Annotated in this window: 19 protein-coding genes; all 19 read left to right on the forward strand. The window is 40.4% G+C overall.

What is annotated here, in order from left to right; genetic code table 11:
- Nucleotides 1–16: 16 nt before the first annotated feature.
- Entirely contained in the window at nucleotides 17–2134 is a 2118-nt protein-coding gene (gene pnp / locus LG336_RS05260; protein ID WP_404331515.1) for a polyribonucleotide nucleotidyltransferase, read from the forward strand.
- A 154-nt stretch (nucleotides 2135–2288) separates the two neighbouring features.
- Nucleotides 2289–3260, forward strand: a complete 972-nt coding sequence (locus LG336_RS05265; protein ID WP_404331516.1) for a polysaccharide deacetylase family protein — start codon at nucleotides 2289–2291, stop codon at nucleotides 3258–3260.
- 142 nt (nucleotides 3261–3402) lie between these two features.
- Complete coding sequence (locus tag LG336_RS05270; protein WP_404331517.1) at nucleotides 3403–4641, forward strand: M16 family metallopeptidase; 1239 nt, start codon at nucleotides 3403–3405, stop codon at nucleotides 4639–4641.
- Nucleotides 4642–4804: 163 nt separating this feature from the next.
- Nucleotides 4805–5047 (forward strand): YlmC/YmxH family sporulation protein, encoded by a 243-nt coding sequence (locus LG336_RS05275; RefSeq protein ID WP_404331518.1) that lies wholly within the window; start codon nucleotides 4805–4807, stop codon nucleotides 5045–5047.
- Nucleotides 5048–5678: 631 nt separating this feature from the next.
- Complete coding sequence (dpaA, locus tag LG336_RS05280; RefSeq protein ID WP_404331519.1) at nucleotides 5679–6581, forward strand: dipicolinic acid synthetase subunit A; 903 nt, start codon at nucleotides 5679–5681, stop codon at nucleotides 6579–6581.
- Nucleotides 6578–7180: a dipicolinate synthase subunit B gene (locus tag LG336_RS05285; RefSeq protein WP_404331520.1), complete on the forward strand. Its 603-nt coding sequence runs from the start codon at nucleotides 6578–6580 to the stop codon at nucleotides 7178–7180. Before dpaA ends, LG336_RS05285 begins: the two co-directional genes overlap by 4 nt.
- 213 nt (nucleotides 7181–7393) lie before the next feature.
- A complete protein-coding gene (gene asd, locus LG336_RS05290; RefSeq protein WP_404331521.1) occupies nucleotides 7394–8440 on the forward strand; it encodes an aspartate-semialdehyde dehydrogenase in 1047 nt (348 codons plus the stop codon).
- A 59-nt stretch (nucleotides 8441–8499) separates the two neighbouring features.
- Nucleotides 8500–9732, forward strand: coding sequence for an aspartate kinase (gene dapG, locus LG336_RS05295; protein ID WP_404331522.1), 1233 nt, complete (start codon nucleotides 8500–8502; stop codon nucleotides 9730–9732).
- 63 nt (nucleotides 9733–9795) lie between these two features.
- Complete coding sequence (gene dapA / locus LG336_RS05300) at nucleotides 9796–10665, forward strand: 4-hydroxy-tetrahydrodipicolinate synthase (RefSeq protein WP_404331523.1); 870 nt, start codon at nucleotides 9796–9798, stop codon at nucleotides 10663–10665.
- Between the two features lie 217 nt (nucleotides 10666–10882).
- Nucleotides 10883–12553 (forward strand): ribonuclease J, encoded by a 1671-nt coding sequence (locus tag LG336_RS05305; protein ID WP_404331524.1) that lies wholly within the window; start codon nucleotides 10883–10885, stop codon nucleotides 12551–12553.
- A gap of 202 nt (nucleotides 12554–12755) precedes the next feature.
- On the forward strand, nucleotides 12756–13484 hold the full coding sequence (locus tag LG336_RS05310; RefSeq protein WP_404333102.1) for a ClpP family protease: 729 nt from the start codon (nucleotides 12756–12758) through the stop codon (nucleotides 13482–13484).
- Nucleotides 13481–13696, forward strand: a complete 216-nt coding sequence (locus tag LG336_RS05315; protein WP_404331525.1) for a YlzJ-like family protein — start codon at nucleotides 13481–13483, stop codon at nucleotides 13694–13696. Before LG336_RS05310 ends, LG336_RS05315 begins: the two co-directional genes overlap by 4 nt.
- Nucleotides 13697–14040: 344 nt before the next feature.
- Nucleotides 14041–16425, forward strand: coding sequence for a DNA translocase FtsK (locus LG336_RS05320; protein WP_404331526.1), 2385 nt, complete (start codon nucleotides 14041–14043; stop codon nucleotides 16423–16425).
- 505 nt (nucleotides 16426–16930) lie between these two features.
- Entirely contained in the window at nucleotides 16931–17656 is a 726-nt protein-coding gene (locus LG336_RS05325) for a GntR family transcriptional regulator (protein WP_404331527.1), read from the forward strand.
- 82 nt (nucleotides 17657–17738) lie between these two features.
- On the forward strand, nucleotides 17739–18848 hold the full coding sequence (locus LG336_RS05330; protein WP_404331528.1) for a BMP family protein: 1110 nt from the start codon (nucleotides 17739–17741) through the stop codon (nucleotides 18846–18848).
- Nucleotides 18849–19047: 199 nt separating this feature from the next.
- Nucleotides 19048–20571, forward strand: a complete 1524-nt coding sequence (locus LG336_RS05335; RefSeq protein WP_404331529.1) for an ABC transporter ATP-binding protein — start codon at nucleotides 19048–19050, stop codon at nucleotides 20569–20571.
- Nucleotides 20568–21647: an ABC transporter permease gene (locus LG336_RS05340; RefSeq protein ID WP_404331530.1), complete on the forward strand. Its 1080-nt coding sequence runs from the start codon at nucleotides 20568–20570 to the stop codon at nucleotides 21645–21647. The genes LG336_RS05335 and LG336_RS05340 overlap by 4 nt, the downstream gene beginning before the upstream one ends.
- Before the next feature lies 1 nt (nucleotide 21648).
- Nucleotides 21649–22602, forward strand: a complete 954-nt coding sequence (locus LG336_RS05345; protein ID WP_404331531.1) for an ABC transporter permease — start codon at nucleotides 21649–21651, stop codon at nucleotides 22600–22602.
- Nucleotides 22603–22747: 145 nt separating this feature from the next.
- Nucleotides 22748–23848 (forward strand): GGDEF domain-containing protein, encoded by a 1101-nt coding sequence (locus LG336_RS05350; RefSeq protein ID WP_404331532.1) that lies wholly within the window; start codon nucleotides 22748–22750, stop codon nucleotides 23846–23848.
- Nucleotides 23849–23986 lie beyond the last annotated feature (138 nt).

Consider the following 23986-nt stretch of genomic DNA (forward strand, 5'->3'; position numbering starts at 1 on the left):
GAGAGGGGCTTAATGAATGGATCAGGAAAAACAGATATTTTCAATGGACTGGGCCGGTCGCGAACTGAGTGTTGAAATCGGTCAGTTGGCCAAACAGGCTAATGGTGCAGTCCTAGTACGTTACGGAGACACAGCTGTACTAAGCACAGCTACAGCGTCAAAGGAGCCTAAGAACTTAGACTTCTTCCCGTTAACAGTAAACTATGAGGAACGACTTTACGCGGTTGGGAAAATCCCTGGTGGTTTTATCAAAAGGGAAGGTCGTCCTAGTGAAAAGGCAATTTTAGCAAGTCGTCTAATAGACCGACCAATTCGTCCATTATTTGCCGATGGATTTAGAAATGATGTACAAGTTATTTCGATTGTTATGAGTGTGGACCAAAATTGTCCATCTGAAATGGCGGCCATGCTTGGATCATCTTTAGCACTTAGTGTTTCAGATATTCCATTCGAAGGTCCAATTGCTGGAGTCATTGTTGGTCGTATTGATGGGAAGTTCGTCATCAATCCAACGATTGAAGAAGCTGAAAAGAGCGATATGCATTTAACAGTTGCAGGAACGAAAGATGCGATCAACATGGTAGAAGCTGGAGCAGACGAGGTATCAGAAGAAATCATGCTTGAGGCGATTATGTATGGTCATGATGAAATCAAACGTTTAATCGCATTCCAAGAAGAGATTGCTGCTAAAGTCGGCAAAGAAAAAATGGAAATCAAACTCTTTGAACTTGATAAAGAAATCGAGGCAGAAGTTCGCGGATTATGTGAAAGCGAAATGCTTAAAGCGATTCAAGTACAAGAAAAGCATGCACGCGAAGCGGCAATTAAAGAGGTTAAAAACTCTGTGATTGCAAAATATGAAGAAGACGAGGCTGATGAGGCTAAGTTAAAACAAGTCAAACAAATCCTTGATAAAATTGTTAAGGGTGAAGTTCGTCGTTTAATTACGGAAGAAAAGGTTCGTCCAGACGGACGTGGTGTCGACGAGATTCGTCCATTGTCTTCAGAAGTAGGAATCTTACCTCGTACACACGGATCTGGTTTGTTTACAAGAGGACAAACCCAAGCGTTAAGTATTTGTACCCTAGGAGCCATGGGAGATGTTCAAATTTTGGACGGACTTGGACTTGAGGAAGAAAAACGCTTCATGCACCACTATAACTTCCCATTGTTTAGTGTGGGTGAAACCGGTCCTATTCGTGGACCAGGTCGAAGAGAGATTGGTCATGGTGCCTTAGGTGAGCGCGCTCTCGAAGTGGTCATTCCTTCTGAGAAAGATTTCCCATATACGATTCGCCTTGTTTCAGAGGTTCTTGAATCGAATGGTTCAACTTCTCAGGCTAGTATTTGTGCGAGTACATTGGCGATGATGGATGCGGGTGTTCCACTTAAAGCACCAGTAGCAGGAATTGCAATGGGGCTAGTTAAATCAGGTGAGCATTACACAATTCTAACTGATATTCAGGGAATGGAAGATCATCTAGGTGATATGGACTTTAAAGTGGCTGGAACAGCGAAAGGTGTAACTGCCCTTCAAATGGATATTAAAATAGATGGTTTATCTCGTGAAATTTTAGAAGAGGCACTTCAACAAGCGAAGAAGGGACGCATACAGATTCTTGAAAGCATGTTAGCGACCATTGCTGAGCCACGTGAACAGCTATCCGCTTATGCGCCAAAGATTTTAACAATGAAAATTAATCCTGATAAGATTCGTGATGTTATTGGGCCAAGTGGGAAACAAATCAATAAAATCATTGAAGAAACTGGTGTCAAGATTGATATTGAACAAGATGGAACCGTCTTTATTGCTTCAACCGAACAAGAGATGAACCTAAAAGCGAAACAAATCATTGAGGATATTGTTCGTGAAGTAGTAGTAGGACAAATGTATCTTGGTAAAGTAAAACGCGTTGAAAAGTTCGGTGCCTTCGTTGAAATATTCAACGGAAAAGATGGACTTGTCCATATTTCTGAGCTTGCAGAGGAACGAGTCGGCAAGGTAGAAGACGTTGTTAAAATTGGCGATGAAATTCTAGTCAAGGTAACTGAAATTGATCGCCAAGGCCGTGTGAATCTTAGTCGTAAAGCCGTTCTGAAAGAACAACGTGAAAAAGCAGCACAAAGTGAATAAAAATCGCCAAAAAACCCGGGGGTAACCCTGGTTTTTTTTATTTCTAAGGAAGTGTTATTCTTTCCTTCGTTCTACCTTGTCCTTGCTTAACATACTCTATTTTATAGGGAATCAGGACAGGGCTATCTCTCGGTTCATGAAGGAGGTATGGGAAATGAAGAGGCAATTCTTTGTGGTCGCAATTATATTCGGGGCGTGGCTAGTGGTGAGCAATCCTTTTTCAGATTATTACTTAACATATTTAAAAGCAGAAACCATAACGGTTTCAATGAACGAGGACCCTCTTTATAGGGAAATTGAAGAAAAAGCGAAAAAGTATGAGAAAGAGCCTTCAGATGCAAAAATTGATCCTGTTTGGAGAGCCATTCCTGGTTATAACGGAGTTAAGGTCAATATTGAAAAATCGTTTAAAAAAATGAAAAAAGACGGAGAATTCTCGGAAAAACTTCTGGTGTACGAGGAAGTACATCCTAAAGTAAACTTATCTGAACTGCCACCTACTGCTATTTATAAGGGAAATCCAGAAAAACCAATGGTCAGCTTTATCATTAATGTCGCGTGGGGAAATGAATATTTGTCCGATATGTTGGCGACGTTGAAGAAGCATCATGTGACGGCGACGTTTTTTCTTGAAGGGAGATGGGTGAAAAATCACCCTGAGTTAGCGAAAATGATTGTTGAAGCTGGACACGAAGTAGGGAACCATTCATTTACCCATCCAGATATGAAAAGCCTTTCGACGTCAAGAATACATGATGAAATCAAAAGAACGAATGAAGTTATTGAGGCTACTACGGGAGAAAAGCCTAGGTGGTTTGCACCACCGAGTGGAAGCTATAAGGAAGAGGTTGCTAAAGTAGCTTCCGCTTATGGACTTGGTACAGTTATGTGGAGCCTCGATACAATTGATTGGCAAAAGCCTTCTCCAGATGTCTTAATTCAAAGGGTAATGGGGAAGCTTCATAATGGAGCGCTCATTTTGATGCATCCAACCGACTCAACTGCAAAATCGCTAGACCAATTAATTACGCAAATTAAAGCACAGAATTTAGAAGTTGGAACGGTCACGAAAATGTTAAGTGAAGAACGAATCATGACCAAGGACAGTTCGAGGAAGGAGTCGTAAAATTGTCTGAAATTCAATGTTATAAAAAATAAAAGCTCAAAAAATGAAAAAAAAGCCTTCATTTTGGAAAAAGTAACTAAAATGAAATATACTAAGGTATTGCAGGAATAGTTTTTTAGCTATTTCCAAAGGAGGGGTCTTTTTGATAAAAAAATATACATGCCAAAATGGTGTACGAATTGTACTTGAACAAATTCCCACAGTGCGTTCAGTGGCCATAGGTGTCTGGATTGGGACAGGATCTCGGAATGAAATACCTGAAAACAATGGGATTTCCCATTTCCTTGAGCACATGTTCTTTAAAGGGACAAAAACAAGGTCTGCCAGAGAAATTGCTGAATCCTTCGATAGCATTGGCGGTCAGGTAAATGCTTTTACCTCAAAAGAATACACATGCTACTATGCGAAGGTTCTAGACACCCACTCCGAGTATGCGCTTGAGGTTTTATCCGATATGTTCTTTAATTCCACTTTTGTGGCAGAAGAACTGGATAAAGAAAAGAATGTTGTTTATGAAGAAATCAAGATGTATGAAGATACACCTGATGATATCGTGCATGATCTTTTAAGCAAGGCGATTTACAATGAACATTCTCTTGGTTACCCAATTCTTGGGACGGAGGAAACCTTAAAAACATTCACAGGCGATACGTTAAATCAATATATGTTTGATACATACACTCCTGAGAATGTCGTCATTTCGATTGCTGGGAATGTTCCAGAAACCTTTATCTCAGAGGTTGAAAAGCTGTTTGGTTCTTATGAAGCAGGAAAGAAAGAAATCGAGTATCATAAACCATCTTTCCATGCTAAGCATGTCGCCCGGAAAAAGGAAACTGAGCAGGCGCACCTTTGCATCGGATTTGAAGGCTTACAGATCGGTCACGAGGATGTCTATAGCTTAATTACCCTAAACAATGTCCTTGGCGGAAGCATGAGTAGTCGCCTGTTCCAAGAGGTAAGAGAGCAGCGTGGTCTCGCTTACTCCGTCTTTTCATACCATTCTGCCTTCAGGGATTCTGGGGTGGTGACGATTTATGGAGGAACAGGGGCAAAGCAGTTGGATGTTTTATTTGAAACCGTCCAAGAAACCCTTGCTAAGCTTCGTCAGGAAGGAATCACAGAAAAAGAATTAAAAAATAGTAAGGAACAGCTAAAAGGTAGTCTAATGCTGAGCCTTGAAAGCACAAATAGCCGTATGAGCAGAAACGGGAAAAATGAATTACTCTTAAGTCGCCATCGTTCGCTTGATGAAATCGTTGAGCAAATTGACCAAGTGACAATCGAAAGTGTAAATGGATTGGGTAACAAAATTTTTACGGATGAATACTCCGTTTCACTTATCAGTCCAGATGGCGAGCTACCAAAAGGATTATTATAATCTATAAGTTTAAGGAACAGCCTGTTATTTTTGAACAGGCTGTTTTTATGTTATTAACTAAATTTCAACTGTCATTGAAGCTCTCTTTAATATTAGACTTAAGATTCTAAATAAGGGTCGATGTTGATACATATATAATAAGACAAAGATTGGAGGAGAGGCATTGAGGTTAAGTGAATTAGGTGGCAAAGAAATTGTAGATGTGAAAAAGGCAGAGAGACTTGGGGTACTTGGACAGACGGACTTGGAAATTGACGAACGGACTGGCCAGATAAAGGCATTAGTGATTCCCTCGGTTAAATGGTTCGGGATGAAGCGACAAGGAGGGGAATTAAGAGTACCTTGGCGACAGATAAAAAAGATAGGAACAGACATGGTCATTGTCGACATAGCAGACGAAAGTTAGGCTAGCAGAGGCTAGTCTTTTTTTTTGCTTAAAAACTATAGAGCCAACTAATTGCCCGAACGAGGTTGGAGAAGCGATGAACGGTAAAATAGAGGCAGTCTAATTACCCGAACGAGGTTGAAAAAAGAGTGAACGGTAAAATAGAGGCAGTCTAATTACCCGAACGAGGTTGAAAAAAGAGTGAACGGTAAAATAGAGGCAGTCTAATTGCCCGAACGAGGTTGAAAAAAGAGTGAACGGTAAAATAGAGGCAGTCTAATTGCCCGAACGAGGTTGAAAAAAGAGTGAACGGTAAAATAGAGGCAGTCTAATTACCCGAACGAGGTTGAAAAAAGAGTGAACGGTAAAATAGAGGCAGTCTATTGCCCGAATGAGGTTGAAAAAACGACTGAACGGTAAATTAGGAATCCCATAAAGGAATAAAAATCCCTCTACGAAATTTTATCCAAATGTCTAGATTCAAGCCTATTTTTAAACCACTGAAAGAATTTAAAACCCTATATATCGGGCTTCAGCCGCTTTTTATATATGAAATCCGCGGATAACTCACCATACAGACACCTACGACATATGATGTTGGAGTAAATAGAAAAATTCCTGTTCGACTAATGAAAAGAAGGTGATCATTCTAATGCTGACAGGAATGCAAATCGCTGTAATTGGCGGTGATGCCAGGCAGCTGGAGATTATCCGACAGCTGACAGAGCATGATGCCAAACTGTCACTAATTGGCTTCGAGCAATTGGATCATGCTTTTACAGGAGCAACGAAAGAAAAAATATCTGAAATAGATTTTTCTGTGCAGGATGCGCTGATCTTACCTGTCCGCGGAACAGACGCTAAAGGCCAGGTGGATACTATCTTTTCAAGCGAGAAGATTTCTTTAACAAAAGAGATGCTTGAGAAACTTCCTCAGCATGCAATCATTTTTTCAGGAATCAGCAATTCCTACTTGGATGAGATCACAAAGGAAGCCGATCGACGACTAATTAAACTATTTGAACGTGATGATGTGGCGATCTATAACAGCATCCCAACGGTGGAAGGAACCATTATGATGGTCATCCAACATACGGATTTTACCATCCATGGCTCAAACGTAGCTGTCTTAGGGCTTGGAAGAGTAGGGGTAACAGTTGCGCGAACCTTCCAAGCACTTGGAGCGAAGGTTAAAGTGGGAGCGAGGAAAAGTGAGCATATCGCACGGATTACCGAAATGGGGCTTACTGCTTTTCATCTAAATGATCTAGAAGCTAATGTGAAAGACACAGATATATGTATTAATACAATCCCAACATCGATTGTTACGGCATCGGTTATTTCGAAGATGCCGGCCCATACCCTCATTATCGATTTAGCTTCCAAGCCGGGAGGCACAGATTTTCGCTATGCGGAAAAACGGGGGATAAAAGCGCTACTTGCACCTAGTCTCCCAGGGATAGTTGCCCCCAAGACTGCTGGTCAGATACTGGCAAATGTCTTGATAAAGCTGCTTAGAGATGATATGAAGAAGAGGGAGGAAAATCAATCATGAGTAGTTTAAAAGGAAAAAGAATTGGATTTGGATTAACGGGTTCCCATTGTACGTACGATGCCGTTTTCCCTGAAATTGAAAAACTAGTCAATGAAGGTGCAGAGGTCATTCCAATCGTATCGTGGACCGTTCAATCGACAGATACTAGATTTGGGAAAGGCGAGGACTGGGTTCAAAGGATTGTGGATTTAACAGGGAACGAAGCAATTAATTCAATTGTTAAAGCGGAGCCGCTTGGTCCAAAGTATCCGCTAGATGCGATGGTTATTTCTCCGATGACAGGGGTTTCTTTAAGTAAATTTGCAAACGCTCAAAATGACTCCCCAGTTTTAATGGCTGCAAAAGCGACCTTGAGAAATTCAAAACCAATCATTCTGGGGATTTCGACCAATGATGCGCTTGGACTAAATGGTGTGAACATCATGAGATTGATGTCAACAAAAAATATCTATTTTATACCTTTTGGCCAAGACGATCCGGTTCAAAAACCTAACTCATTGGTCGCAAGAATGGGAGCGACAAGAGATACAATCCTAGCAGCATTGGAAGGACGTCAGGTTCAGCCAGTTTTAGTAGAACGCTTCCGGGATGAAGAGTAGCCTTTCAATATATGCAAAAACTAGGCATCCATTCTGATTCTTCGGTCCTTTACCGAAATAAAATCTGCCATATCCCTTTCCTTCGTGGACGAATATGATAAAATAAATGAAAATATAACATTGGCAGATTGATTCGTTTGAATGCGTCTGCCTCTTCATATTTCATCGACCCGTCATATGTCGGTTAATCTACTTTTGGAAGGGGAACTATGAATGGCACAAGAGAGAGGATACCATGTAGCAATAGTTGGAGCAACAGGAGCTGTTGGCCAACAAATGTTGAAAACATTAGAAACTCGTAATTTTCCAATTTCAAAACTAACTTTACTATCTTCTGCTCGTTCAGCTGGAAAAAAGGCTGTTTTTAATGGGCAGGAAGTTACGATAGAAGAAGCGAAGCCGGAGAGCTTCGAAGGAGTAGAAATTGCTCTTTTCAGCGCTGGAGGCAGTATTTCTAAAGCGTTGGCACCAGAAGCGGTAAAGCGCGGAGCTATTGTTGTTGATAATACTAGTGCATTCCGTATGGATGAAAATGTACCATTAGTGGTTCCAGAAGTGAACTCTGAGGATTTGAAAACTCATAATGGGATAATTGCCAATCCAAACTGTTCAACGATTCAAATGGTCGTGGCATTGGAACCTTTACGTCAAAAATTTGGCCTTAAGAAGGTTATTGTTTCGACTTATCAAGCAGTTTCTGGTGCTGGAGCTGCAGCGGTAGAGGAAATGTATGAGCAAACAAGAGCGATTTTAGATGGCAAAGAACCAGAAGCAAACATTTTACCAGTTGGATCCGACGAAAAACATTACCAAATCGCTTTTAATGCGATTCCGCAAATTGATAAGTTCGAAGAAAACGGATTTACGTTCGAAGAAATGAAAATGATTAATGAAACAAAGAAAATCATGCATATGCCAGCGTTAGAAGTAGCGGCGACATGTGTTCGCCTTCCGGTTGGTACAGGGCATTCCGAGTCGGTTTATTTCGAAATCGATCAAAAGGGTATTGATTCCAATGTAGTAAAAACCTTGCTTGCAGATGCACCAGGAATTGTCTTGCAAGATAATCCATCGGAGCAACTCTATCCAATGCCTGCGTTCTGCGTAGGTAAGAATGATGTTTTTGTCGGACGCATCCGAAAAGATTTAGATAATGAGCAAGGCTTCCATATGTGGGTTGTATCTGATAACCTTCTAAAAGGAGCGGCTTGGAACTCTGTACAGATTGCCGAAAAATTAATTGAACTTAAGTTAGTCTAATAATTAGCAGCGTTAGTTAAAGATTTTATAATATTATAGAGCATCTTCGAGGTGTAACGATGAAAATAATCGTCCAAAAATTTGGTGGTACGTCTGTTCGTGATGATGAAAGTCGGGCGCACGCCATCAACCACATCAAACAGGCCATAGACAATGGGTATAAAGTGGTTGTTGTTGTATCTGCAATGGGGAGAAAAGGGGAACCTTATGCAACGGATACTCTCCTTTCCATCATTGGTGAAAATAAAAATAGTTTAAAACCGCGAGAGTATGATCAGTTGCTCTCCTGTGGTGAAGTGATTTCAAGTGTGGTCTTTACAAGTAAACTTCATGAGCATGGAGTAGAAGCTACATCACTTACAGGCGCTCAGGCTGGATTTTTGACAAATGCAGAGCATACTAGTGCAAAGATTCTGGATATGAAATGCGAGCGTCTTTTAAAGGAATTAGAGGATGTCGATGTGGTTGTAGTTGCTGGTTTTCAGGGAGCAGCTCCTAATGGAGATGTGACGACGATAGGTCGTGGTGGCAGTGACACATCTGCTGCAGCACTCGGAGCAGCTCTAAGCGCCGAAAGAGTCGATATCTTCACAGATGTAGAAGGGATAATGACAGCCGATCCTAGGATTGCTGAGAACGCTAGGCCATTAGCTGTCGTCACTTATACAGAAGTTTGCAATATGGCTTACCAGGGTGCAAAAGTGATTCACCCACGTGCGGTTGAAATTGCCATGCAGGCGAAGGTACCGATTCGAATTCGTTCTACGTATTCGGACGGATTAGGAACACTTGTAACGGATAACAATACGAAACAAAGCAAAGGTGCCGATATAAAAGAGCGTCCAGTTACAGGGATTGCACATGTTTCGAATGTGACGCAGTTAAAGGTTTTTGCGAAGAAAGATCAATACAATCTTCAATCAGAAGTGTTTAAAGCAATGGCGAATGAAAATATCTCTGTTGATTTTATCAATATCTCGCCAAAAGGGGTCGTCTACACCGTATCAGATGAAATGGCAGATCGAGCCCTATCAATATTAGAATCCCTTGGGCATGAGCCACAAGTGGAACGGAATTGCGCAAAGGTTTCCGTAGTTGGTGCTGGAATGGCGGGGGTTCCAGGGGTTACTTCGAAAATTGTTACGGCGCTTTCAGAAAAAGAGATTCGGATTCTACAATCGGCCGACAGTCATACGACAATTTGGGTATTGGTCAAGGAGCAGGACCTTGTTCTTGCTGTGAATGCATTACACGATGCTTTCCAGCTGGAAACGGTTCAACAAGAAGGATGACAGCTAGAAAACCGGAGTAAAACTCTTTTATAGAGTTGCACAAAAGTAAAGGAGTGGATCACAATGGTCCAATTTGGCCGTATTTCGACAGCGATGGTTACACCTTTTGATAGCAAAGGGCATGTCGATTTCGCAAAGACGACTCAGCTGGTCAATCATTTAATCAATAATGGAACAGACTCTTTAGTTGTAGCAGGGACGACTGGTGAGTCACCGACGTTATCGAAAGAGGAAAAGATCGCATTATTTGCCCATGTTGTAAAAGTGGTAGATAAACGAATACCTGTGATTGTGGGAACAGGTAGCAACAATACGTACGCTACGATTGAACTAACAAAAAAGGCAGCACAGTTAGGTGTAGACGGAATTATGATTGTTGCTCCTTACTATAATAAACCGAGTCAGGAAGGACTATATCAACACTTTAAGGCAGTTGCGGAAAGCACAGACCTGCCGATTATGGTCTATAATATTCCTAGTCGTTCGGTTGTCAGCATACTTCCAGAAACGATTATCCGTCTTTCAGAAGTCCCAAATATTGTATGTGTGAAAGAAGCCAGTGGAGACTTAAGTGCAATGACCAAAATTATTGCTAATACTCCAGATGATTTCCACCTTTATAGTGGCGATGACAGCATGGCACTCCCTATTCTCTCTATTGGCGGTGTTGGCGTTGTCTCTGTTTCGTCTCATATTATTGGAAATGAAATGCAAGAGATGGTAAAGACATTTTTGGATGGAAACCATGCTAAAGCAGCAAAATTGCACCAGCATTTGCTTCCAGTCATGCAAGGATTATTTAATGCTCCGAGTCCTGCCCCTGTCAAAACAGCCCTGCAATTAATGGGACTTGATGTTGGATCCGTTCGGCTACCCCTTGTCCCACTCAATGAGCGGGAACGGGCAGAGGTATATGAGTTGTTAAAGAAATAAAAAAAGTCAACCTCGATGGTTGGCTTTTTTTTGTGATTAGGGAATTTATAAAAGTTCCAGGGAGCCACTTTACTGAATGAATTTCTGTCGAATTGAATCGATTTGGCATTAATGCCAATTTGTGGACTGGATTTCTATTGTAAAGGGTTTCCATTATCAAGTATAATAGCTTTAACTGGTCATGGTCGGCCCAATTCAGCAAGGAGGAAGCTTACAATTGAATAATAGAGTAAATGAAAGCATCAAGGTTATACCCATGGGTGGCGTCGGAGAAATTGGCAAGAACATGTATCTCACAGAAGTGGACGGAGATATTTTTATCGTAGATGCCGGATTGATGTTTCCAGAAGATGAAATGCTCGGAATAGACATCGTTATTCCCGATTTAACTTATTTGGTCCAAAATAAAGACAGAGTGCGGGCGATTTTTCTAACACACGGACATGAAGATCATATTGGTGCGTTAACTTATTTGCTTCAAAAAGTACAAGCACCAGTGTACGGCACAAGATTAACCCTTGCTCTCGCAAAGGAAAAATTGAAAGAGCAAGAGTTTAAAGGTAAAGCAGATTTTCGAGTGATTCACTCGAATTCAAAACTTAAATTTGAATCGACTCATGTTACCTTTTTTAAGACAAACCATAGCATCCCAGACTCTGTAGCTGTTTGTATTCATACATCAGAAGGAGCAATCGTTCATACTGGAGATTTTAAATTTGATCAAGCTGCGTCTGAGCTTTATCGACCTGAGGTAGGAAAGATGGCCGCGATTGGAGAAAAAGGGGTATTATGTTTATTATCTGATAGTACTGGAGCAGAAAAGCCAGGCTATTCCCAATCAGAGGTAGTGGTTGCACGCGAATATGCGTATCGAATCGACCAAGCTAAAGGTAGAGTCATTGCTGCATGCTTTGCTACAGACATAAGTCGTATTCAACATATTTTTAACAGCGCCTTAGAAAGCAATCGAAAAATTGTCCTTGTCGGCAAAAGTCTTAAACGAACGCTAGAGAAAGTAATTGAACTTGGTTATCTTAAAGTGGAGGAAGAACAAATTTGTCATATCAATGATATCCACCACTACCAAGACAATGAATTAGTGATTTTGATTACGGGAAATCAAGGCGAGCCTATTGAGGCATTGGAAAAGATGGCAAAAACGGCCCATCCGGTGGTCAATATCCAAAAGGGAGACACTGTGTTAATACCTGTTTCACCTTTTATAAATAGCGAAGTGTTCTTAAATAAGACTATTGATTTACTACATCGTGCTGGTGCGGATGTTGTCTACGGAAAAGGGTTAATAAATGTAGCGAGTCACGGAAATCAGGAAGAGCTTAAGTTTATGATCAATCTCATGAATCCAAAATTTTTCATTCCAGTTCATGGGGAATATAAAATGCTGAAGGCGCATGAAAGGGTAGCAATAGAATCTGGAATCCCTGGGGCCAATATCATTGTCCCTGACCGCGGGGATGTCATCGAGTTTGTAGAAGGTAGGGTTCGCACAGTTGATCGTGTACCGGCGGGAAATGTCCTGATTGACGGGATTGGCGTCGGAGATGTAGGTAATATCGTCTTGAGAGATCGGAAACTCCTTTCACAAGATGGTGTTCTAATTGTTGTTGTGACACTGAACCGTCCAACTCGTAGTATTGTTGCTGGGCCTGAAATTATCTCGAGAGGTTTTGTTTATGTTCGAGAGTCAGAGAAATTAATGACGGAATCAGAAGAAATAGTGAAACAAATTGTTGAGAAAGTGATTTCTCGAGATTCCTTTGACTGGGCTAGCCTAAAGCAAGAAATGAGAGAAGCACTAAGTTATCATTTGTTTAATAAAACAAAACGCCGGCCAATGATTATGCCAATTTTAATGGAAGTTAGATAAGGTATAACGAAGAAGAGGATGTCCATTGTTTGGATATCCTTTTTTATGCTTTTTAAAGAATATATTGATATTTATATTGTGTTGATAGAAGAAGTACTCAACAGTCACTGTTAATCCATTAATTAGAATCCCGCATTAAAAAAACAGTATTGACCATACTAATGGGTATCATGTCTGTAGGGGGTAAAATTGGATGATGGAAATGAATGAAAATACTCCAGAAAAACAAGAAGGACAAAAGGAAGAAAAGTCTAGTTTGATGGAGAAAATTCAACAATTGGGACAGACCAATGTCCCGCAGCTTTCACAGGATAGCAAAATTCACTGTTTGACAATTGTTGGACAGATTGAGGGGCATGTACAGCTTCCGCCCCATAATAAAACGACCAAATATGAACACTTGATTCCACAGCTTGTTGCGATTGAACAAAATCCTAAAATAGAAGGACTAATGGTCATCCTAAATACAGTTGGCGGAGATGTTGAAGCTGGTCTAGCGATATCAGAAATGATTACTTCTTTATCCAAGCCTACCGTTTCAATTGTTCTTGGAGGTGGACACTCAATTGGTGTGCCGATTGCCGTGTCCTGTGATTATTCCTTTATAGCTGAATCGGCAACAATGACAATTCATCCAATTAGGTTAACTGGGCTTGTCATTGGTGTACCACAAACCTTTGAATACTTAGATAAAATGCAAGAGAGAGTAATCAATTTTGTTACAAGGCATTCCAACATCCAAGAGGATGTCTTTAAGGAATTGATGTTTGCAAAAGGTAATTTAACAAGGGATATCGGAACGAATGTTGTTGGTGCTGATGCGGTCGAAAGTGGTCTGATTAATGAAGTAGGTGGACTGGGAGCTGCTATGAAGAAGTTAAATGAATTAATTGACTTGAAAAAGGAACAAAATGAGGGGATGATTCAATGATTCTCTATACGATGATGCCTCAGGATTTAGTTTTCCCTCCAGAAGAACAACAACAAAGTGCAGGTCAAATGATGGTGAACTATAAAGGGGTACCTGTCCTTGCTGAACAGGTAGATGCGATGAATTACCAGATTATCCGAGTTATGAGCACGGACCCTTCGCATTATTTAAATACAGATTGTTCCCCTGGTACGAAAATATCCCTATCATAGAACGAATGTTTGACCAACATCTCGGGACCATATGTTATAATAATCGTATACCTTTGTGATAGCAGCCGAGAGAGGCTGCTTCTTTTCATCTAAGCTCTTTTCTCAAACTTTATTGATAGTGGATATAAAGTGGATGGATTAAGCTTTTGTTCCAAGTAAAAAAAGCGTTTATTATATGAGAAAAGAGCTTGCGAAATTTAATTTAAAGCACCAAATAGCTAATCCTGCGTTAAAATCGGCTTTAGGATTTTAACAACTATATTTATGAAAACAACCTTCATCTAATAAGGATGCATCCTGATTTCATCAGCAGGTAAACGAAGACTAAATTGTAAGGTGATAAGATGGCTAAAAAGAAAAAACGACAAACTCAGAAAAGTAATCAACTTAAATCTACATTAAAATATGAACTTAGCGGACTCATTCTGCTTGCTTTAGCAGTTATTGCGATGGCTCAGTTAGGTGCCGCGGGTAAGGCAGTTGTGCTGTTTTTCCGTTTCTTTATGGGAGAATGGTACATGCTCAGTCTCATAGGCCTTATCATCTTCAGCTTTTATATTATGTGGAAACGGCAACTTCCATTTCTTTTTCAAATTAAGTTGTTTGGTACATATTTAATCATTGGAGCCATTCTACTATTAAGCCATGTAACCCTATTTGAAAATTTGTCAAATGGTGGTCAATTTGAAAACCCTAGTGTGATTATGAATACTTGGGACCTTTATAAGATGGAGATTAGAGGCGAGACAAGTACGCCAGAACTTGGGGGCGGAATGATTGGAGCCGTATTATTTGCGACTTTTTATTTCCTATTTGATGCAGTCGGCTCGCAGTTAATTGCGTTTGTTTCGATTATTATCGGTATCATCTTAATAACAGGAAGAACTTTTGGGGATACAGCAGGTAAATTAATTCAAAGTATCGGTAATTTTATTGGTAGGCAATGGCAGGGCTTTCTAGAGGACTTGAAATCATGGCAACAAGATTTTTCGCGAAAAAAGGCCGAAAGACTTGAAGCAAAAAAAGAAAAGAAGCCAAAGGAAAACGCGAAGCCTTCTGCTAAAAATAAAAATGAAACTGATACATTAGTAGAGGATCAGCCTATCCATACCGAACCACTCATCTCTAGCTTTGCCGAGAGAGCTTACCCTGAGGAAATGATACAAGAGGATTCTGCAGATAAGGCAGAGGTTGATACAATTGAACAACCTAAGAGCAAGAAGGTTGAACAGCAAATTGAAGATAACACCAAAGGGAAAGAAGACGAAACTGCTCCGCCCATCACTTTTACAGAGGTGGAGAACGTTGCCTATGAACTTCCGCCAATAAGTCTATTAACTCGTCCGAATAAGACGGATCAGAGTGGTGAATATGAACTGATCCATTCCAATGCTGCTAAGCTAGAGCGAACGTTCCAAAGTTTTGGGGTAAAAGCAAAGGTAACACAAGTCCACCTTGGTCCTGCAGTAACAAAATATGAGGTCCATCCAGATGTTGGGGTAAAAGTAAGTCGGATTGTTAGCCTTCATGATGATTTAGCATTAGCATTAGCCGCAAAGGATATTCGGATAGAAGCTCCGATACCTGGGAAATCAGCCATTGGCATTGAAGTGCCTAACTCAGAGGTCGCGATGGTCTCTTTGAGAGAGGTGCTTGAGGCAAAAAGGAATAATAAACCTGAAGCCAAGTTACAAATTGCTCTGGGGAGAGACATTACTGGGGAGGCAGTGCTCGCAGAATTGAATAAAATGCCTCACCTTTTAGTGGCCGGAGCAACAGGGAGCGGGAAAAGTGTCTGTATTAACGGAATCATTACTAGCATATTAATGCGTGCTAAGCCACATGAAGTAAAGCTCATGATGATTGACCCTAAGATGGTAGAATTGAATGTTTATAATGGAGTACCCCATTTGCTAGCTCCAGTTGTAACCAATCCGAAACGAGCATCACAAGCCTTGCAAAAAGTAGTAAGTGAAATGGAACGCCGATATGAATTATTTTCCCATACAGGGACAAGGAATATTGAGGGATATAATGAATACGTGAAAAGGGCAAATGAGGAAGAAGGTACCAAACAGCCATTGTTGCCATACATTGTTGTCATTGTAGACGAATTAGCTGACTTGATGATGGTGGCTTCATCCGATGTTGAGGATGCGATCACAAGATTAGCTCAAATGGCTCGGGCAGCAGGCATTCACCTTATCATCGCAACACAACGACCATCTGTGGACGTTATCACTGGTGTCATCAAAGCGAATATACCATCTAGAATTGCGTTTGCGGTCTCCTCAGCAACTGATTCACGGACCATTCTAGATATGGGTGGAGCTGAAAAGCTATTAGGTAGAGGAGACATGCTATTTTTACCGGTAGGTGCATCAAAGCCAGTACGCTTGCAAGGTGCTTTTCTTTCCGACGACGAGGTAGAAGAAGTGGTTGATTTTGTTATTGGCCAACAAAAAGCACAGTATCAAGAAGAAATGATTCCAGAAGACCTACCTGAAACAACATCAGAAGTAGCTGATGATCTATATCAAGATGCGGTCGATTTAATTGTCGAAATGCAAACAGCCTCAGTTTCCATGCTCCAGCGGAGATTCCGTATTGGATATTCCCGGGCAGCTCGACTGATTGACGAAATGGAACTTAGAGGAGTAGTTGGGCCTTACGAAGGCAGTAAGCCTCGTACTGTCCTCATCTCCAAGTCAGAAGAAGCAAGTTCATAAGAACAAAAGCGCAAGCGCCTGTTTAGCGACATATGGACTGGAGCGCACCGACTGAAATAAAGGAAACACGAAGAGCGTAGCGCATTCGTGCTTGACGCAATCGTTGCGGAGGTAAAAATCCAGAAGCCGATTTTTACTCGGTGGGCGAAGTACACTAGTCGCTGGGCGCTGGAGCTGGATGCAGATAACGCAGACAATGATCCACACCCTAAAACTTTTATAATTTCCATAACCATAAAAAAGTGCCTCAAGATACTAAATCTTTGAGGCACTTTTTTTAATCTGAATTAGTTAGAAATAAAACACTCTATCCCTCTAATATACCTATAAATTTGGATCACATGTATAGGAAGAATAACAAATAGTAAATATTATCTACTTTTTTCGACAAAAAATTGAAACTCTATTTATTTATCCAATAAAAAGTGATATAGTAATTTCGATTAGTAGAAATGTAAAACATCAGATGTCTGATGTCTGTAAAAATACGGTTGGAGGAAACCCTATGTCCATCAAGTCAGATAACCGTCACCTATATTTGCAAGTCATTGATCGCCTAAAGCAAGACATTCAAAAAGGTGTTTATAAAGAAAAAGAAAAACTCCCTTCAGAATTTGATCTTGCGAAACAACTAGGTGTTAGCAGGGCAACTCTACGGGAAGCATTGCGCATTCTTGAAGAAGAAAATGTCGTTATCCGTAGGCATGGTGTTGGTACATTTGTCAATTCCAGACCACTGTTCACATCGGGGATCGAGCAGCTAAATAGTGTTACTTATATGATTGAACAGGTAGGGATGAAACCTGGAACCGTATTTTTAGATTCAACTGTAATAGGTCCGACTGAAGAAGATATTCGTCGATTTAAATGTTCTCCGGAAGAGGAAATTCATGTCATTGAAAGGGTAAGAACCGCAGATGGTGAACCCGTTGTCTATTGTATTGATAAATTTCCTTCACAAATATTTCCGGAGTCTTTTTCGTATGAAAAGGAGTCTATTTTTCAGATGCTAGAAGAAGGGTCCGACAGGAAAATTGCTTATGCGGTAGCACAGATTGAACCTATCGGTTTTCATGAGAAAGTTTCACCGATACTTGAATGTGAACCTGAAACGGCCTTGCTTGTTTTAAAACAAATGCATTTTGATGAAATGGATACTCCAATTCTTTACTCGGTCAACTATTTTAAGGCTGATAAGTTTAGCTTCCATGTTTTTAGGAAGAGAATTTAAATTTTTCTCTTAACTGAAAGCGGTAGCTTGTTGTAATTTTCCATTTCTACTAAATCTAACAAATCCTTAGGGGGTACGAACCTTGAAAAAACGCAAATCTGGTTTACTATTGTCCTTGCTATTAGCAACGGGTACCATGTTGGCGGCATGTGGTGGGAACGATGACCAAAGCGCAAATAATGGTGGGAATGAAGCTGAAAAAGCGGATTTAAGAGTAGGTATGGTTACGGATGCAGGTACAATTGATGATAAATCATTTAACCAAGGTACGTGGGAAGGAATTCTTAAGGCTGAAGACGAGCTTGGAGTAACAACTAAATACCTTAAGCCAGCTGGAACAACTGAAGCGGAATATTTAAAGGAAATTGGAAACCTATATGATGCAGATTATAAATTTATCCTTGCACCAGGTTTCAAATTCGAGACGGCTGTTTTCCAAGCACAAGATAAATATGAAGATGCTAAATTTGTAATTATTGACGGATATCCTCATTCTGGTGACTTTGAGCCAGCTGTAAAAGACAACACAGTATCCGTTTTCTTTGCAGAACATGAGTCTGGTTTTCTTGCGGGGGTTGCGACTGCACTCGAGATTAAAGAGGGCGAAGCAGGCTTCATCGGTGGAATGGAGATTCCAGCTGTACAAAAATTCAACTGGGGCTTCCAACAAGGTCTAACATATGCCAATGAAAACCTAGATACAAATGTATCAATTAAAGCTGAAAACGTAATTTACCAAGGTTCTTTCGATAATGCAGCTGCTGGTGGACAGATTGCAGCTCAAATGTATGACCGTGGAGTAAAGGTAATCTTTACTGCGGCTGGTGGAGTAGGAGTTGGCGCAATTAATGAAGCGAAAACTCGTGCTAAAGGCGGAGAAGAAGTATGGATCGTTGGTGTAGACGTTGACCAATATGCTGACGGTATTTATGAAGGCGAAAAATCTATTATCCTAACTTCTGCTATGAAAAAACTTGACCAAGTTGCATTCGATGTAATTAAGCAAGAGTTGGACGGAGAATTCCCTGGTGGCGAGACTTTAACTTTTGATGCGAAAAATGATGGGATTGGTCTACCTGAGGAAAACCCTAACTTAAGCGAAGAAACAGTAAATGCAGTTAGCGATGTGTACGAAAAAATTAAGTCCGAAGAGATCAGTGTTTCTGGTGAACAAGGGGACTTATTGAAGTAACATTTCACATAAGAGACGGGTGTCTTTCCGTCTCTTTTGTCTGCATTGTGCGAAAAGACTCATGTTAGATATGTCTCTTCGAAAGCACAGTGTTTTTAAAGAGATATTTGCTTCTTCAATATCCTCGTCACTTATCGTGATAAGGGACTACCTCTGTATAAAGGGAATACTTGAGTCTATATAAAAGGTGAGTGCTACTATGAGTTATGTTGTTGAGATGTTGAATATCAGGAAAGAATTTCCAGGTATCGTAGCAAATGATAATATTACCCTGTCATTGAAAAAAGGGGAAATACATGCACTATTAGGAGAGAATGGAGCAGGTAAATCTACGCTAATGGGTGTATTATTTGGAATGTATCAACCTGAAAAGGGCATGATCAAGGTTGATGGGAAGGAAGTTCGGATTTCTAATCCAAATGTCGCAAATCGGTTAGGAATCGGTATGGTTCACCAGCATTTCAAACTTGTAGATAATTTTACTGTAACTGAAAACATTATTTTGGGAAGCGAGCCCTTAAAGGGAATCGTTCTTGACATTGATTCTGCAGCGAATAAAATTGCTGAATTATCAAAGCACTATGGTCTAAATGTTGATCCGCACGCGAAAATTGAGGATATTTCGGTGGGAATGCAGCAAAGAGTGGAAATTATGAAAATGCTCTATCGTGAAGCAGAGGTCCTGATTTTCGATGAGCCGACTGCTGTATTGACGCCGGTCGAAATTCAAGAGTTAATGAAAATTATGCGTAACCTGATTAAAGAGGGAAAATCAATTATTATAATTACTCATAAATTGAAGGAAATTAAAGCTGTTGCAGATCGCTGCACAGTTATCCGTCGTGGTAAGTCCGTTGGGACAGTTAATGTGGCCGAGGCTAGCGAAGCAAGCCTTGCAGAAATGATGGTAGGCCGTCATGTTTCTTTTAAAGTGGAGAAGAAAGAAAGTACACCGACAGATGTTGTACTTAAAATAGATGATTTATCTGTAAAAAACAATCGAAAAGTGCTTGGTGTTAAAGGGATATCCCTTGAAGTCAGAAAGGGAGAAATTCTCGGTGTTGCGGGAGTAGATGGGAATGGTCAGACCGAACTTGTAGAAGCGATTACAGGACTTCGTAAAGTGGAATCGGGCAAGGTTTATTTGAATGGTGAGGAAATTACCAATATCCCAATTCGTCACAGAATCCAAAAGGGGATAGGGCACATTCCTGAAGATCGTCAAAAACGTGGTTTAGTTCTAGATTATACTTTGGAATCCAATATGGTATTAGAGGTTTATAATAAACAGCCTTTTTCTAAATATGGGCTATTAAATGTTCCATCCATTCGAAAGTATGCCAAAAATATCCTTCAGAATTTTGATGTTCGTTCAGGTGAAGGAGCTGCTTCTATAGCTAGAACATTGTCTGGAGGAAACCAACAAAAGGCCATCATTGGCCGGGAGCTGGAGCTTGATCCAGATCTCCTGATCGCAGTCCAACCAACACGTGGATTAGATGTAGGCTCGATTGAGTATATTCATAAAAGACTAATTGAGCATCGTGATAAAGGCAAGGCTGTCCTGCTTATTTCTTTAGAGTTGGATGAGGTATTGCAACTATCAGACCGAATTGCCATTGTGAACAACGGAGAACTTGTTGGTGAAGTGAAAGCTTCAGAGACAAATGAGAATGAAGTTGGACTCATGATGGCAGGTGTAGGCAAGGAGAGAAATGTATGAGAAACACCATCGTATCATTAATAGCCATTATACTTGGGTTAATAGCCGGCGGAATCTTGATGCTTGGTATTGGTAGCAATCCAATCGAAGGTTACTCCTATCTATTCCAAGGAGCCCTTAAAAATATTGAACGGATTGGAAATACATTAGCAACTGCAACGCCTTTGATTTTCACAGGACTTTCTGTAGCCTTTGCCTTCCGTACAGGATTGTTTAACATCGGAGCGTCAGGACAAATGCTAATTGGCGGACTTCTCGCCTCTGCAGTTGGTTTAACATATGACTTTTCAAGACCTGTTTTGCTTCTGCTCATGGTTCTAGCAGGTATTTTAGGTGGTGCTCTATGGGCTTTTGTCCCAGGGCTACTCAAGGCCAAGTTTAATGTTCATGAGGTTGTATCGACCATCATGATGAACTGGATTGCCTACTGGACTGTTTATTATGTTGTCCCTGGATATTTTAAAGGAGACTTTTTGGAGACTGAATCTAGAAAACTCCCTGAGGTAGCTACGTTAAGAACCCCATTTTTATCTGAAATGTTTGACGGGTCTTATATTAACCTTGGACTTTTTCTAGCTGTCATTGCGACCATCATTGTTGCCTTCATAATCAATAAAACCACGCTTGGGTTTGAATTGAAAGCGGTTGGCTTTAATAGACATGCTGCAGAATATGCTGGGATGCGAGTGAATCGAAATATTATTCTCTCCATGCTTATTTCTGGTGCGTTGGCAGGGATTGGTGGAGTTGCCATGTACACTGGAAATGCCTCAAGTATCCAGATTGGAATTTTGCCAACTCAAGGGTATGACGGAATCGCTGTCGCTTTGCTTGGTGCAAACACACCTATAGGCGTATTCTTTGCGGCTATTCTTTTCGGAATATTATACTCAGGTACTGGATTTATGAATGCAATGACCGAGATTCCTCCGGAACTAGCGAATACCATTATTGCTATTATCATTTATTTTGCGGCAACGAGTATCTTAATTGAACGTTTCCTACGCAAGTTTTGGAAGTCATCTTCAAAAGATGAGGAAATAGTTGTCCCTGATGTTAAGAAGGGGGAGTCATAAGATGTGGACAATCATTGAGCAAATATTTCCCTATGCAATTGTATTTACCATTCCTCTTCTCATTACGGCATTAGGTGGTCTGTTTAGTGAACGAAGCGGTATCGTTAACATTGGACTTGAAGGCTTAATGATCTTTGGCGCATTTGCAGGGTCGCTGACGATTTATTATCTACAAGGAGTCTGGGCCAATCAAACTTTAGTGTTGTGGACTGGATTGATTATGGCGATGGTAGCAGGTGTATTGTTTTCTTTATTGCACGCATTTGCAAGCATCAACTTAAGTGCCAATCAGATTATCAGTGGGACGGCCATTAACTTAATCGCAACAGCATTAACGGTGTTCTTAGCGAGAAATATCACGGGGAGTGGAAATATTAGAATCACAAGTGGATTCTCACCTACGGATATTCCCGTCTTATCTTCAATTCCAATCATTGGTGACTTACTTTTTACCAAGACATATCCTACAACATGGTTTATTTTAATCGTACTTGTCATCAGTGGATTTGTACTTTATAAAACAAAATTTGGACTTCGCTTAAGGTCTTGCGGGGAATATCCACAAGCTGCAGAAGCTGCGGGTGTTAACGTTAGAAGAGTCCGTTATAGTGGAGTTTTGATATCCGGTGCTTTTTCTGGACTTGGCGGAGCATTAATTATCGTCACATACGCTGGTGAATTTACCGGTTCTGTATCAGGACTTGGATTCTTGGCACTCGCGTCCTTGATTTTTGGACAATGGAGACCACTAGGCATATTAGCAGCGACATTCTTCTTTGGCTTTGCTAGTACAATCGCCAATGTTTCCCAGGTAATACCTGAGCTGGCCATTTTCCCACCTATCTTACTGAAGATTTTTCCATATATTGTAACCTTGATTGCGTTGGTTGTATTCTCTAAATCCTCACAAGCGCCTAAGGCTGCTGGAGAAACCTTTGACTCAGGTAAACGATAATTGGGAAGGAAGTTTTTTAAACTCTCGGACAAATATGTCCGAGAGTTTTGTTTTTCTTCCTTATTTGTTCGTCAGGAAAGCGGTTGCCGATGGTAAAATGAATATACATGGAAAATAACAATAACAATGACAAGAGGTCATGAAAATGAAATTTTCTTTATACATGGACGATTCAGAAACGGAGAAGCTTTTTTCCTATCTTAGATGGATTGTTGCGATTGTTGCCTTCATCATGTTTTACTTTCCTCCTTTATCTGAACGTCTCCAATATGACAGTACAAGTTTTCCATTACTATTTGGATTATCAATCGCCTATATTTCCTTGGCTCAGTTTGCACTGACTCGATTTTCAAAAAAAGAAAAATATTTTACCATTCTTACAAAGGGTGGAATCCTCTTCGACTTTATTGCTTTCTTTTGGCTCCTAGCACTAACAGGAGAAGTCCTTAGTCCGATATTCCCTGTTGCTTTTTTAATTATCATGCATGCGACCATCTATTGGAGAACTAAGGGAGCCGTTTTTTCCTCTATCGGCGTTACGGTGGGGTACTCCGCTTTGTTGCTAATTGGTGAGACATGGACATTCGAGACTATATTTGTTTTTATCATGAATAGCTTTTTTGTATGGATTGTAGGACTTTTTGGTTCGATGATTGTCTTAAGAGAGCGCCTTCACATGAAGCAAAAGGAAATATTCAAGGAACTCATGATTACCGATTATTTAACAGGATTATTTAATCACCGTTCCTTTCAAGAACAAATTCGGTTGTTGGCTTCAGGTTCAAAATCTTTTACGTTAATCCTCGGTGATATCGACCATTTTAAATATGTGAATGACACCTATGGACATATGGCAGGGGATTTGGTTTTAAAGGAAATCGGCCATATCTTTCATGAATTGGCTAATGAATACAAAGGAGTGGCCTTTCGCTATGGTGGTGAGGAATTTGCTTTCTTACTATCTGAATCTTCACCCACGCATATAGAGGCTTTTATGTCCGACCTTTACACTGGACTTAAAGAGAAATCCTTTACTGAGGACAGGTTGAGAATAACGATGAGTTTTGGTGGTGCAACTAGTAGCCAATTTGATTCTATTGATCGGCTCGTAGTCTCTGTAGATCAGCTTTTATACAAAGCAAAAGCTTCTGGAAGGAACCAAGCAATTGTATATGCAGGTAAATCTACGATTTGTTATCAAAATTCAAGCATTTTGAACAAGGAAACCATTACCAGTTTGACTTGAAGCTTCCCATAATAAGAGAAGCTTTTTTTATTCTATTAAAATTAAATCTTCTTTGAAGGCAAGAAGTCCCATTGCTTGTAAAAATAGAAAATAGGAAGGTATAGTAAGAATAGAGAATTGGCAATAGGAAAAGATAAA

The organism is Mesobacillus maritimus (assembly GCF_044803185.1).
In the GTDB taxonomy this organism is placed as follows: Bacteria; Bacillota; Bacilli; order Bacillales; family Cytobacillaceae; genus Mesobacillus_B; species Mesobacillus_B maritimus_B.